Here is a 12,654-nt window from a genome sequence, read left to right as displayed (position 1 = left end):
CGGCAAGAAAGCTAAACTTTTTAGTGGCCTGCCATGCTACGAATTGCTCTGGTATTAGCCGAACAGCGCCACAGGCCATTGATGCCCAATAAAATAAATCACTGCCGCCGCACCCACGCCAGCAATGATATCGTCGACCATAATACCCATACCACCATGAACATTTCGATCAAACCAACGGATTGGCCAAGGTTTCCAGATATCCAGAATACGGAAAACGACAAACCCCGCCAGCACCCACTGCCAATCATTCACCGGTAATGCCATCAGCGTGATCCACATCCCGACAAACTCATCCCAAACGATACTGCCGTGATCGTGAACTTTCATATCTTTAGCGGCTCGATGACAAATATACACACCGATGCAAATGCTAAACATCACGACCAGAGAGTAAAGCTGCCAAGGCAGTTGGATCAACAGCAACCACAATGGAATGGCAGCGATTGACCCCACCGTGCCCGGTGCCCACGGCGATAAACCGCTACCAAAGCCGGTCGCCAGCAGATGCCAGGGATTGGTTAATCGCAGACGTTTCTTCGCCTCATCCATGGTTAGCCTTGGCTGGTAAAGTGATCGAAACCGCGCAAACCGACATCAACGGGTTTGCCATCGCTAAAGAACTTCACTCCTTCGGATAAAGGAGCTATCTGACCAATACAAGTATAGCCCGCTCCGGCGTGGCTGAGCGCCACATCTAACGCCCCACGATTGATTTCAGGGACGGTAAAGCACAGTTCGTAATCTTCACCGCCGCTGAGTGCCCAAATCTGCGCTTGCTCAGGATCAACCTGATTTTTCATCGCATCCGAATAAGGTAAGGCGTCCAGCTCGATACGCGCGCCGCAGTTGCTGGCTTTCAAAATATGCTGTAGATCGGAAACCAAGCCATCGGAAATATCGATGGCTGAATTAGCCAAATCCCGCAATGCTTGCCCTTGCAAAACCCGTGGCTGTGGCCGCAGATGACGATTGATCAGTTCAGCCCGATCTTTCGCATCTTCAACTCGCAGCTGATTTTGCAGAATGGCTAAGCCAGCCGCGCTATCACCCAAGGTGCCACTGACATAAATCCAGTCGCCAATTCTGGCTCCGGATCGGGTCAATGCCCTACCCGCAGGAATAAGCCCATGTATAGTCAGCGTCATACTTAACGGCCCACTGGTGGTATCACCGCCGATAAGCTGCATGCCATAGTAATTGAGTTGGTCAAACAGACTGTCACTGAATGCCTGTAGCCAGGATTCGTTCACATCAGGAAGGGTAAGTGCTAAAGAAAGCCAGGCTGGATCCGCGCCCATCGCGGCCAAATCACTGAGGTTTACCGCTAAAGCTTTGTAGCCCAAGTCTGCCGGGTCAATATCCGGTAAGAAATGGACGCCTGACACTAAGGTGTCTGTGCTAACCGCTAACAGTTGTCGTTCACCTACTGTTAGTAGCGCACAGTCATCGCCAATGCCCAACTCCACGTCCCGGCGGTTACTCCTGAACCGGTCAAAGTAGCGAGCAATGAGGTCAAATTCGCCACATGCCATAATACAATTCCAGAAAGGTTAGCCGATATATAAATTAAGGCCGGAAACCGGCCTTAATTTATATCGTTGATGTAATGCGATTACTTTCGTTTACGCACGACTGGAGCAACTTTGTCCAGCACGCCGTTAACGAATTTATGGCTATCTTCAGCGCCGAAAATTTTGGCCAGTTCGATCGCTTCATTGATTGCCACTTTATAAGGGACATCATCACGTTTGCTCAGTTCAAAAATTGCAAGACGCAGAATCGCTTTTTCAACCTGACCTAATTCTTCGAGTTGGCGTGACAGATACGGCGCCATTGCAGCATCCAGCGCAGTTACATTAACCGCAACGCCGGACAGCAACTCGCGAAAATAGGAGATGTCTACATCTTTGACATCCTGCTCCGACAGGAACTGTAATTCAACATCAGCGATGTCGTTTTTAGACAACTGCCATGAGTAGATCGCTTGAACAGCGCACTCACGAGCGCGGCGACGAGCAGCAGGTTTCACAGAATTCCCCTTAACTTAACTAAATTCAGCCTTTAATAGCTTTGATTACATTAATCATTTCAAGTGCGGTCAGGGCAGCTTCTGCACCCTTATTACCCGCTTTAGTACCAGCGCGCTCAATAGCCTGCTCAATGCTCTCAGTGGTTAAAACACCGAAAGCCACAGGGATATCGCTGTTCATGGCAACGCTTGCCAAGCCAGAACTTGCTTCACCAGCAACAAACTCAAAGTGCGCAGTGCCCCCACGGATCACAGTACCCAGAGCGATAACCGCGTCATAACGATTGGTTTTTGCCAACACATTAACAGTCAACGGCAACTCATAGGCACCCGGTACCCAAACAACGGTAATGTTGTCGTCGGAGACCTGACCAATGCGCTTCAGGGCATCAATTGCACCTTCCAGCAGACTGTCATTGATAAAGTTGTTAAAACGCGCAATCGCAATCGCCACGCGGGCAGTAGGAGTAGCAACAACACCTTCGATAACGTTCATAGCTTTCCTCAATATCGGTTCATACCCCGCAGGGGGGCGGATTCTATCATATTCTTTCGCTGCCTGCGCCTGCGCATTTGTAAAACGCCCGACAAGACGGCCACCGGCAGGGAAATCTCCTGCCATAAATTGGGATTAATACTTCGGTTTTAAGCGTAACCGTAAATCAGGGCCTATCTGCCGTACTTCACTAAAGCTGAATTCGGGGGCTTGGGAAAGTCGCTCCATTCCGGGTAAATGGCATAAACCGCGGGCGCTATCACCGAGTAATTTAGGCGCGACATAGAGGATCAGTTCATCGACCAAGCCAGCCTGCAATAATGCACCGGCCAGCTGTGGCCCGGCTTCCACCCATACTGAGTTAATTTGGCGTTTACCAAGCTGCATCATCAGCAAGACCAAGTCGATGCCGTTACCGTGACGCGGGAGCAATACCTGTTCGACGCTATCCGGCCACGACTGCTGATCGGCCTTGACTCTTGCCAGCCAGCAGTTGCCCTCCTGCTGCACTACCTGATGAGTTGGAGCAACACGATTCTGGCTATCCAAAATAATACGAGTTGGCTGTCGTAGCGCCGATTGCGGGTAAACTCGTTGGGTTTCTGTATCCAGCTCTGACCAACGTACGGTCAATGAAGGATCGTCAGCCAGCACCGTAGCGCTGGTGCTAAGAATCGCCGAACTTTGGGCTCGAAAACGCTGAACGTCTTGTCTGGCCTGTGGCGAAGTAATCCACTGGCTTTCCCCAGATGCCATAGCGGTTTTACCGTCCAGCGATGCGCCCATTTTCAACTGAACATAAGGAAGTCCGGTACGCATGCGCTTCAGGAAACCGAGGTTAACCGCCTCGGCTTCGACCAGCATCACCCCATCCACGACTTCGATACCAGCCTGCTTGAGTCTATACAGTCCGCGCCCTGCGACCTGAGGATTCGGATCTTGCATCGCGGTAACAACCCGCCGAATCCCCGCAGCAATTAGCGCATCAGCACAGGGCGGTGTGCGCCCGTGATGGCTGCAAGGTTCTAGCGTAACATAAGCGGTAGCCCCTTTAGCTGCGTCTCCTGCCATGCGTAACGCATGTACTTCCGCATGAGGCTCACCGGCACGTAAATGGTAGCCTTCTCCGACGATCTGACCATCCCGAACGATCACACAGCCAACGTTAGGGTTTGGCGAAGTCGTAAATCGCCCTAAACGCGCCAGTTCAAAAGCTCGGGCCATATAAATCTGGTCGGAATGCATGCTAATCCTTAAATTCTACGGAAAGAACACTCACTCTGAAAGAATCAGTCCTGCAATCTGGCAATTTCTTCGCCAAACTCACGAATATCTTCAAAGCTACGATAAACCGATGCGAAGCGGATATAGGCGACTTTATCCAGTTTTTTCAACGCTTCCATGACCAGATTACCCACCATTTTGGTTGGCACTTCCCGTTCGCCAGTGGCGCGCAGCTGGGATTTAATATGGCTAATGGCCATTTCAACGTCATCCGAGCTAACGGGGCGTTTTTCCAACGCTTTCAGCATCCCGCGTCGCAGCTTATCTTCGTTGAAAGGTTCGCGAACATCATCACTTTTGATCACGCGAGGCAAGACCAACTCAGCGACCTCAAAAGTGGTAAAGCGCTCATTACAGTCCAGACACTGGCGGCGACGGCGAACCTGTGAGCCATCCCCCACCAGACGGGAGTCAATCACTTTGGTATCAACGGCGGCACAAAATGGGCAATGCATAGCAGTTCCTGATAATTGTCCCCAAATTTGCCTACAGTTTACCGCGAAGTGCGACGACAACAAAGGCTCAAGCCCATTTGTTGCGTAGCGTTGCTCAGTTATTGGTGAAATTATGTGTAAGAGCTCGACCTAGCAATGACTTTCCCATTTATCGGGGCTAAGCTAGATGGAAGATATGCTGAAAAGGAAATCATTATGATGACAACCAGTTATCCTCGAATTTGTTTATTGGCCACGGTGATAATGCTGGCCGGTTGTGCGCAGGATCCAGAGATTCCCGCGCTGAAAAATCAGGTTGGCCAGCTAAGCCAAAAACTGCAAACCTTGACCAATCAAGCATTAGCCGCAGAGCAGCAGAACACACTGAACCGCCGCTCGCTTAACGGCGTTTACCTACTGCCTGCCGCCAATACGCCTGCCGTGTTGAACAGCAGCGTTGGCAAACTTGGGGTTTCACTGACCGATATCTCCAGTGAAGCGAATGGCTCTCAGGCATTGCTGCATATCCGTAGCCTGACGGACAAACCGCTCCCAGCGATGAGTGCCAACGTTGAGTGGGGACAATTGGATCCAACGACAGGCCAGCCATTAACTGCGGACGTTTTGTCACAGCCCGTTGCTATTCGTGCTTCTCTGTTGCCAAAAACCGAGCACACCATTGAGTTGCGTCTGAGCGGTCTCACACCGGAACAGCTGGGGTTTATCCGTTTTCATCAGGTGGTTAACACCGCTGATGCCGAAAGGGACGCCGTAAGCGAATCTTTACTTCCTGCCCAATAAATGTTTCTAGCTACTAAAACGCCAGTGCTCAGACCCACCCCCACTCAGCTTCAATCTGGCCAGCCTCACCAATTCCGGATGCAAGAAATGAGCGCTACCGTCTTTAGCTAGCTGCATTGTGCTGCGGTTTAAAAGCAAAAAGCCCCGATATTTTGGACTGTCGTCCACAATTCGGGGCTTTTTATTACGCCTGAGTTAACCCAAAAATTAACTCTAACGCCTTGGTTAAGGAAGAATAGAAGGCTGGTCAGCCCCTTCTTTCTCAACTTTCTGCTGTAGCATATGCTCGCGTTTCATACCTAATTTCAGCGCCAATGCAGAGGCGACATAAATGGATGAAACTGTACCGATAGATACACCGATCAACATGGTCAGCGAGAAGCCTTGCAGCATCGCACCACCGAAGATGAACAGCATTAATACCACCATCAGGGTAGTTGCCGAGGTCATAATGGTACGGCTCAACGTCTGGGTCAGGGACACGTTCATGATTTCGTAAGGCGTTCCGCGACGAATCTTACGGAAGTTCTCACGAATACGGTCCGATACCACGATGCTATCATTCAGTGAGTAACCAATAACCGACATCAATGAAGCGATGATGGTCAGATCAATCTCTATCTGGAACAACGACAGAATCCCCATGGTGATGACCACGTCATGAGCCAGAGCGATAACCGCCCCCAGCGCCAGTCGCCATTCAAAACGGAAGCCGACGTAAACCAGAATAGACAGCAAAGCCACCAGAAGCGCCATCCCACCAGCCTGAGCTAAATCACTGCCCACGCTGGGTCCGACGAATTCGATACGTTTTACCGTTGCATTCTTATCAACAGATTCATTGATAACCGAAATAACACGATTACCTAATTCCTGACCCGCAGTACCAGTCGCTGGCGGCATACGCACCATCACATCACGGGTACTACCAAAGTTCTGCAGAATTGGCGACTCAAAGCCCGCTTTTTCCAAAGTGTCACGCATTTGGTCAAGATCTGCTGGTTTTTCCAGGTTGATTTCAATCACCGTACCACCGGTGAAATCCAATCCCCAGTTAAACCCCTTAACAGAAATAACCGCAATGGAGGCCACTAACAGCAACAACGAAATGCCAAAGGCCACGTTGTCCCAGCGCATAAAGTCATAGACTTTACGGCCATAGTTCAGTTGCTCAACAGTATAATCCTGTGCCACAACGTACTCCTTAAATAGACAGCTTGTTAACGCGCTTGCCGCCGTAAAGCAGGTTGACGATGGCACGAGTACCCACTATTGCGGTGAACATTGACGTAATAACGCCGATTGCTGTCGTAATAGCAAAGCCTTTAATCGAACCGGTACCCACAGCATACAAAATAATCGCTGTAATCAACGTCGTGACGTTCGCATCGATGATACTGGAGAAAGCACCTTTGTACCCTTCGTGTATCGCCTGCTGAATCGACCGCCCGTTTTTAAACTCTTCTTTAATACGCTCGTTAATCAGTACGTTAGCATCAACCGCAACGGCAAGGGTTAACACGATCCCGGCAATCCCCGGCATGGTTAATGTCGCCCCCGGTAGCAGAGACATCACACCGACGATTAACACTAGGTTGGCTAGCAGCGCAGTACTGGCAATCACACCAAATTTACGGTAGTAAACCACCATGAACAGGATAGATACCGCCAGACCCCACAGGCAAGCTTCCAGCCCCTGAGCAATGTTTTGTGAACCCAACGTTGGGCCGATAGTACGCTCTTCCACAATCTGGATTGGCGCAATCAAGGCACCGGCACGCAGCAACAGAGACAGTTGGCGCGCTTCGTTCGGGTTATCAATACCGGTAATACGGAAGCTGTTACCTAGGCGAGACTGAATGGTCGCGACGTTGATAACTTCTTCTTGTTTAACCAGAATGGCGCGACCGTTGGCATCTTTCTTACCGCTGTCTTTATATTCCACAAACAAAGTTGCCATCGGCTTGCCGATGTTGTCTTTGGTGAAATTGGACATGGTAGAACCACCAGCGCTATCCAGTGAAATATTCACCTGAGCCTGATTGTATTCGTCGGTACTGGAAGTAGAGTCAGTGATATGGTCGCCGGTCAGGATAACGCGTTTGTACAATACAACCGGGCGTCCTTCACGGGTATTTTTCACTTCTGAATCACCCGGCACACGGCCAGAGGCGGCAACAGAACCATCAACGTTGGTATTAACCAGACGGAATTCCAGCGTTGCCGTGGCACCAAGAATCTCTTTGGCACGGGCAGTATCCTGAATCCCCGGCAATTCAACCACAATACGATCGGCCCCCTGACGCTGAACCAATGGCTCAGCTACACCTAATTGGTTAACACGGTTACGCAGAATCGTAATGTTTTGCTGAACAGCATATTCCCGAGCTTCGCGCAGGCGGTCGTCACTCATCACGGCTTTTAATGTATTGCTGCCGTTAGAGTTAATGACTAAATCACGGTGACGGGAAGAAAGATAGTTAATGGCTTCATCGCGGGCTTTGTCGTCGCGGAAACGTACTTCAACGCCGTAATTATCGAGTTTACGCACCGCAGCGTAAGGAATACCTTTTTCACGCAAATCGCTGCGCAGGGTATCCATTGTCTGCTCTTGCAGCTTACCTAACGCCGTGTCCATATCCACTTCCATCAGGAAGTGCACACCGCCACGCAGGTCAAGGCCCAGCTTCATCGGCTCAGCGCCCAGTCTGGCAAGCCAGCTCGGTGTTGCCGGTGCTAAGTTCAGCGCAATCACGTATTTGTCGCCCAGCGCTGTCATTAATGCCTCACGGGCACGCAGCTGAACATCAGGATCTTTAAAGCGAGCCAGAATTGCACCGTTTTCCAGGGCAATAGACTTGCTCGCTATGTTGTCTTTTTCCAAGACAGTACGGACTTGGTCCAGCGTTGTTTCACTGGCGGCGATGCCTCGCGCGCCAGTGATTTGAACAGCCGGATCCTCACCATAAAGGTTGGGAAGCGCATACAGTAGACCGACGAGAATCACGACGATCAGCATGACATACTTCCACAAAGGATAACGGTTCAACACGGTAGTTCCCTTAGGGAAAATCGAAAATTACAGAGCCTTCATTGTACCTTTCGGCAAAACGGCAGCCACGAAGTCACGCTTGATCATTACTTCAGTGGTGTCATTCAGTGCGATAACGATATAACCAGTTTCCGCAACTTTAGTAACACGACCGATCAAACCGCCAGTGGTCAAAACTTCATCACCCTTACCGATAGAGTCCATCAGTTTTTTATGTTCTTTCGAACGTTTTTGCTGTGGGCGCAGGATCATGAAGTAGAAGATCAGACCAAAAACCACCAGCATAATTACTAGGGAGTACGGGCTTCCTTGAGCCGGAGCCCCTGCAGATGCGACAGCATCAGAAATGAAAAGACTCATTAAAATTCCCTCATTGTTATCAATATCAGTAGTGTGACATCAGTGTGTTAAAATTAGTAACCGCAAAATCCTAACCGTTCAATCTATAATTACAAGTTAATAATTTCTAAATCAAACGTTTAATGGTGGAACAGGTTTCCCGATCCGACCATAGAAATCTTCAACGAAGCTCTCTAATTTACCGTCTTCAATAGCCTGACGTAAACCCGCCATCAAGCGTTGATAATAACGCAGATTATGAATGGTATTGAGTCTGGCACCCAGTATTTCGTTGCAACGATCCAGATGATGCAAGTAGGCGCGACTATAATTGCGACATGTGTAGCAATCACATTCGGCATCCAGCGTCGATGTATCATCTTTATGCTTGGCGTTACGAATTTTCACCACGCCATCGGTAACAAACAGGTGTCCGTTACGGGCATTTCGCGTTGGCATCACGCAGTCAAACATATCAATACCGCGACGCACACCCTCAACCAAATCTTCCGGCTTGCCGACGCCCATTAAATAGCGTGGTTTATCCGCTGGAATCTGTGGGCAAACGTGCTCAAGAATCCGGTGCATATCTTCTTTTGGCTCACCTACCGCCAGGCCGCCCACAGCGTAACCATCAAAGCCGATATCTACCAGTCCTTTTACCGATACATCGCGTAAATCTTCGTAAACGCCGCCCTGGATAATACCAAATAAGGCATTTTTATTATTCAGCTCATCAAAGCGTTGACGACTACGGGCTGCCCAGCGCAATGACATTTCCATTGAACGCTTGGCATAATCCCAATCGGCTGGATAAGGCGTACATTCGTCAAAAATCATGACGATGTCTGAACCTAAATCGTATTGAATTTCCATCGATTTTTCTGGGCTAAGGAACACAGAATCGCCGTTGATCGGGTTTTTGAAATGCACCCCTTCTTCTTTGATTTTCCGCATTGCACCCAGGCTGAACACCTGGAAACCGCCAGAGTCGGTCAAAATCGGCCCGTGCCATTGCATAAAATCATGCAAATCGCCGTGCAGCTTCATGATTTCCTGCCCAGGACGAAGCCACAGGTGGAAAGTATTGCCCAGCAGGATTTGCGCGCCAGTTTCTTTCACTTCTTCCGGCGTCATGCCTTTAACGGTGCCGTAGGTGCCCACTGGCATAAAAGCCGGGGTTTCCACTACGCCGCGTTCAAAGACCAAACGGCCACGACGAGCACGCCCATCGGTTTTTTGTAATTCGTACTTCACAGAACCTCCAGCATCAGATAAACAGTCTGATGTTGCTATTGCCTGACCACACAAGGTGTGTGGCCTGTAAATTACTGGTTAACCGTCTCTTGCGGTGCCAGTGGGTTACGGCTGATAAACATCGCATCGCCGTAACTAAAGAATCGGTATTGCTCTGCCACGGCCTGTCGATAAGCATTCATGGTGTTTTTATATCCTGCAAATGCAGAAACCAGCATGATGAGCGTGGATTCAGGTAAATGGAAGTTAGTGACCAACGCATCCACAACCTGATACTGATATCCCGGATAAATAAAGATGCGAGTATCACCGAAGAAAGGTGCAATCAAGCCATTTTCACAGGCTTTGGCTGCACTTTCCAGAGAGCGAACCGAAGTCGTTCCCACCGCGACCACTCTTTTACCCCGTGCTTTACATGCCAATACCGCGTCCACAACCTCTTGCGGAACTTCGGCATATTCGGAATGCATTATATGTTCTTCGATACTTTCAACTCGCACTGGCTGGAAGGTCCCCGCGCCAACGTGCAAAGTGACGAAGGCCATTTCGATGCCTTTTTCTCGCAGCGCAGCCAGCAGAGGCTCGTCGAAATGCAGCCCTGCGGTCGGTGCAGCCACCGCGCCCGGACGCTCACTGTATACGGTTTGATACAATTCGCGATCGGCATCTTCATCAGGGCGATCTATATAAGGAGGCAATGGCATATGGCCAATCGCATTCAAAATGCTGAAAACGTCCTGTTCTTCATCAAAACGCAGCTCGAACAGCGTATCGTGGCGCGCCAGCATGGTGGCACGGATACTTTCATCGTCACCCAGCAGCAACTCAGCGCCCGGCTTCGGCGCTTTTGACGCCCTAACGTGCGCCAGTACTCGATGATCGTCCAACACTCGCTCGACCAACACTTCCAGCTTGCCGCCGCTGGCCTTACGACCAAACAGGCGCGCCGGTATCACGCGGGTATTGTTGAAAACCAGCAGGTCGCCCGCTTCCAGCTTATCCAGCAAATCGGTAAAAATGCCGTGGGTTAATTCCCCACTCGGGCCATCCAACGATAGCAAACGACAGCCACTACGCTGGGGCTGTGGATAATGAGCAATCAGCGACTCTGGTAGCTCAAAAGAAAAATCGGCAACACGCATGGTTTTCCACTTTAGACGACAAAAACAAGCGGCCTAGTCTAGAGCCGACAAGGGTTGGCTGCAAGAATTAAGCAAGATAACCTGCTATTTGGATTATACTCTGCGGATGAATTTTCTAGCTCACCTTCATTTAGCCAGTTTGTCCGACAGCTCGCTACTGGGCAATCTGATGGCCGACTTCGTTCGCGGCAACCCACAGCATGATTATAGCCAAGAGGTTGTGGCTGGCATCATGATGCATCGCCGTGTCGATGTGATGACTGACACGCTACCGCAGGTTAAGCAGGCGCGAGTCTACTTTAGCCCCGATTTTCGCCGGGTTGCGCCAATCACGCTGGATGTTCTGTGGGATCATTTTCTGGCACGTCACTGGGATGAATTGGTTCCCGACATCCCTCTGCCAGAGTTTATTTTGCAGGCTCAGCAGCAAATCATTCCGCAGCTCCCGCATACGCCTGAACGTTTCCAGAATCTGAACGCCTATCTGTGGCCCGAACGTTGGCTGGAACGCTATGCCGAGCTGCCTTTTATCGCGAATGTGTTACAAGGCATGGCGCATCGCCGCCCTAAACTATCGGCACTGGCTGGCTCGTTTTACGATATTGAGCAACATTATCAACCGCTGGAGCAAGTATTCTGGCAGTTCTACCCACAAATGATGCACAAAGCGCAGCATAAACAGATTTAACCTATCGATGAGTCTGGTGTGGCTTATTTGATTTAAGTCACTTGCTCTTTATGTCAAAGTGGGTATCTTAACAAGACAAAAGATATAAAATTAAGTTATTGATAGACAAAAACTATCACAGCGATTGGTATATAGACCTTTATTGATTGTGTCTAACTCCCTATGCTGTGAAGAATGTTTTATCCCAACTCGTTAATCCATCCCTATTAACAGGAGTAATTTATGGTTCTGGTAACTCGTCAAGCCCCTGACTTTACTGCGGCTGCTGTACTTGGTAACGGCGAAATCGTTGAAAACTTCAACCTGAAAAAACACCTGAACGGCAAACCAGCCGTCCTGTTCTTCTGGCCAATGGACTTTACTTTCGTTTGCCCTTCAGAGCTGATTGCTTTCGATCACCGTTACGAAGAATTCCAGAAACGCGGCGTTGAAGTTGTTGGTGTTTCTTTTGACTCAGAATTCGTTCACAACGCATGGCGTAAAACCCCTATCGAAAATGGCGGCATCGGCGAAGTTAAATACGCGATGGTTGCTGATATCAAACGTGAAATCCAAAAAGCCTACGGTATCGAGCATCCAGATGCTGGCGTAGCGCTGCGCGGTTCATTCCTGATCGACAAAAACGGCGTTGTTCGTCACCAAGTAGTTAACGACCTGCCGCTGGGCCGTAACATCGACGAAATGATCCGTATGGTTGATGCGCTGCAATTCCACGAAGAACACGGTGATGTTTGCCCTGCACAGTGGGAAAAAGGCCAAGAAGGTATGGGTGCGTCTCCAGACGGCGTAGCAAAATACCTGTCTAAAAACGCTTCTAAGCTGTAATTAAGCCGAAGTAAAATTGGGTTAGACCTGATTAATCGAATAATCTCAACCAGTCAGTTCACGCTGACTGGTTTTTTTACGCCCGTACCTTTCCCTGTACCGTCTCTCTCTCCTTTTCTTGTTACCGCTCCTTTTTAGTGCAACGTGATCCCATCGACATTTTTTCTACGTCATTTTATTTGTCCCCCTCTCCGAGCTGCAAAACGGTTCGCGCCGAACTAATCTGTAACTTGTTAGTTAATAAACAAATCATTTGTTGTTAAATAAATAATTGGCGTGATGTTTGCAACAAAGGGTGTTGTGA

Annotated in this window: 14 protein-coding genes; 3 read left to right on the top strand and 11 right to left on the bottom strand. The window is 49.5% G+C overall.

Annotation, left to right across the window (positions count from 1 at the left end):
* Positions 1 to 54: 54 nt before the first annotated feature.
* The 6 genes from pgpA to nrdR form a co-directional block, all read right to left on the bottom strand.
* Positions 55 to 552, bottom strand: coding sequence for a phosphatidylglycerophosphatase A (gene pgpA, locus AD970_RS10445; protein WP_049598508.1), 498 nt, complete (start codon positions 550 to 552; stop codon positions 55 to 57).
* A gap of 2 nt (positions 553 to 554) precedes the next feature.
* On the bottom strand, positions 555 to 1,535 hold the full coding sequence (thiL, locus tag AD970_RS10440; RefSeq protein ID WP_049598506.1) for a thiamine-phosphate kinase: 981 nt from the start codon (positions 1,533 to 1,535) through the stop codon (positions 555 to 557).
* Positions 1,536 to 1,615: 80 nt separating this feature from the next.
* Complete coding sequence (nusB, locus tag AD970_RS10435; RefSeq protein ID WP_049598505.1) at positions 1,616 to 2,032, bottom strand: transcription antitermination factor NusB; 417 nt, start codon at positions 2,030 to 2,032, stop codon at positions 1,616 to 1,618.
* A 25-nt stretch (positions 2,033 to 2,057) separates the two neighbouring features.
* Positions 2,058 to 2,528: a 6,7-dimethyl-8-ribityllumazine synthase gene (gene ribH, locus AD970_RS10430; protein ID WP_049598503.1), complete on the bottom strand. Its 471-nt coding sequence runs from the start codon at positions 2,526 to 2,528 to the stop codon at positions 2,058 to 2,060.
* 135 nt (positions 2,529 to 2,663) lie between these two features.
* Positions 2,664 to 3,773 (bottom strand): bifunctional diaminohydroxyphosphoribosylaminopyrimidine deaminase/5-amino-6-(5-phosphoribosylamino)uracil reductase RibD, encoded by a 1,110-nt coding sequence (ribD, locus tag AD970_RS10425; protein WP_049598501.1) that lies wholly within the window; start codon positions 3,771 to 3,773, stop codon positions 2,664 to 2,666.
* 44 nt (positions 3,774 to 3,817) lie between these two features.
* Entirely contained in the window at positions 3,818 to 4,267 is a 450-nt protein-coding gene (gene nrdR / locus AD970_RS10420) for a transcriptional regulator NrdR (protein WP_049598500.1), read from the bottom strand.
* A 198-nt stretch (positions 4,268 to 4,465) separates the two neighbouring features.
* Between nrdR and AD970_RS10415 the strand changes: the two genes are divergently transcribed.
* Positions 4,466 to 5,047, top strand: coding sequence for a SadB/YajI family lipoprotein (locus AD970_RS10415; protein ID WP_049598707.1), 582 nt, complete (start codon positions 4,466 to 4,468; stop codon positions 5,045 to 5,047).
* Positions 5,048 to 5,272: 225 nt separating this feature from the next.
* Here the strand turns inward: AD970_RS10415 and secF are convergent, their stop codons facing one another.
* The 5 genes from secF to queA all read right to left on the bottom strand — a co-directional run bounded on the left by secF (position 5,273) and on the right by queA (position 10,837).
* On the bottom strand, positions 5,273 to 6,241 hold the full coding sequence (gene secF, locus AD970_RS10410; protein WP_049598498.1) for a protein translocase subunit SecF: 969 nt from the start codon (positions 6,239 to 6,241) through the stop codon (positions 5,273 to 5,275).
* 10 nt (positions 6,242 to 6,251) lie between these two features.
* The gene (gene secD / locus AD970_RS10405) at positions 6,252 to 8,099 is read right to left on the bottom strand and encodes a protein translocase subunit SecD (protein ID WP_072080634.1); all 1,848 of its coding nucleotides are present in this window, start codon (positions 8,097 to 8,099) and stop codon (positions 6,252 to 6,254) included.
* Between the two features lie 27 nt (positions 8,100 to 8,126).
* The gene (gene yajC, locus AD970_RS10400) at positions 8,127 to 8,459 is read right to left on the bottom strand and encodes a preprotein translocase subunit YajC (RefSeq protein WP_042527720.1); all 333 of its coding nucleotides are present in this window, start codon (positions 8,457 to 8,459) and stop codon (positions 8,127 to 8,129) included.
* Between the two features lie 111 nt (positions 8,460 to 8,570).
* Positions 8,571 to 9,695 (bottom strand): tRNA guanosine(34) transglycosylase Tgt, encoded by a 1,125-nt coding sequence (gene tgt / locus AD970_RS10395; protein WP_049598493.1) that lies wholly within the window; start codon positions 9,693 to 9,695, stop codon positions 8,571 to 8,573.
* Between the two features lie 71 nt (positions 9,696 to 9,766).
* Positions 9,767 to 10,837 (bottom strand): tRNA preQ1(34) S-adenosylmethionine ribosyltransferase-isomerase QueA, encoded by a 1,071-nt coding sequence (gene queA / locus AD970_RS10390; protein WP_049598492.1) that lies wholly within the window; start codon positions 10,835 to 10,837, stop codon positions 9,767 to 9,769.
* Between the two features lie 106 nt (positions 10,838 to 10,943).
* Here queA and AD970_RS10385 point away from each other — a divergent pair, with 106 nt between their 5' ends.
* Positions 10,944 to 11,525: an ACP phosphodiesterase gene (locus AD970_RS10385; RefSeq protein ID WP_049598491.1), complete on the top strand. Its 582-nt coding sequence runs from the start codon at positions 10,944 to 10,946 to the stop codon at positions 11,523 to 11,525.
* Positions 11,526 to 11,747: 222 nt separating this feature from the next.
* Complete coding sequence (locus tag AD970_RS10380; protein WP_049598489.1) at positions 11,748 to 12,350, top strand: peroxiredoxin C; 603 nt, start codon at positions 11,748 to 11,750, stop codon at positions 12,348 to 12,350.
* Positions 12,351 to 12,654: the final 304 nt, after the last annotated feature.

It is taken from the genome of Yersinia nurmii (assembly GCF_001112925.1).
Lineage (GTDB): Bacteria > Pseudomonadota > Gammaproteobacteria > Enterobacterales > Enterobacteriaceae > Yersinia > Yersinia nurmii.
Note: the sequence above shows the minus strand (reverse complement) of the source record. Positions and strands in the feature narration are given on the sequence as shown.

Bases quoted from the DNA above. Each gene is read 5' to 3' on its own strand.
- pgpA (WP_049598508.1), bottom strand. From the start codon at position 552: ATGGATGAGGCGAAGAAACGTCTGCGATTAACCAATCCCTGGCATCTG.
- thiL (WP_049598506.1), bottom strand. From the start codon at position 1,535: ATGGCATGTGGCGAATTTGACCTCATTGCTCGCTACTTTGACCGGTTC.
- ribH (WP_049598503.1), bottom strand. From the start codon at position 2,528: ATGAACGTTATCGAAGGTGTTGTTGCTACTCCTACTGCCCGCGTGGCG.
- ribD (WP_049598501.1), bottom strand. From the start codon at position 3,773: ATGCATTCCGACCAGATTTATATGGCCCGAGCTTTTGAACTGGCGCGT.
- nrdR (WP_049598500.1), bottom strand. From the start codon at position 4,267: ATGCATTGCCCATTTTGTGCCGCCGTTGATACCAAAGTGATTGACTCC.
- AD970_RS10415 (WP_049598707.1), top strand. From the start codon at position 4,466: ATGACAACCAGTTATCCTCGAATTTGTTTATTGGCCACGGTGATAATG.
- yajC (WP_042527720.1), bottom strand. From the start codon at position 8,459: ATGAGTCTTTTCATTTCTGATGCTGTCGCATCTGCAGGGGCTCCGGCT.
- queA (WP_049598492.1), bottom strand. From the start codon at position 10,837: ATGCGTGTTGCCGATTTTTCTTTTGAGCTACCAGAGTCGCTGATTGCT.
- AD970_RS10385 (WP_049598491.1), top strand. From the start codon at position 10,944: ATGAATTTTCTAGCTCACCTTCATTTAGCCAGTTTGTCCGACAGCTCG.
- AD970_RS10380 (WP_049598489.1), top strand. From the start codon at position 11,748: ATGGTTCTGGTAACTCGTCAAGCCCCTGACTTTACTGCGGCTGCTGTA.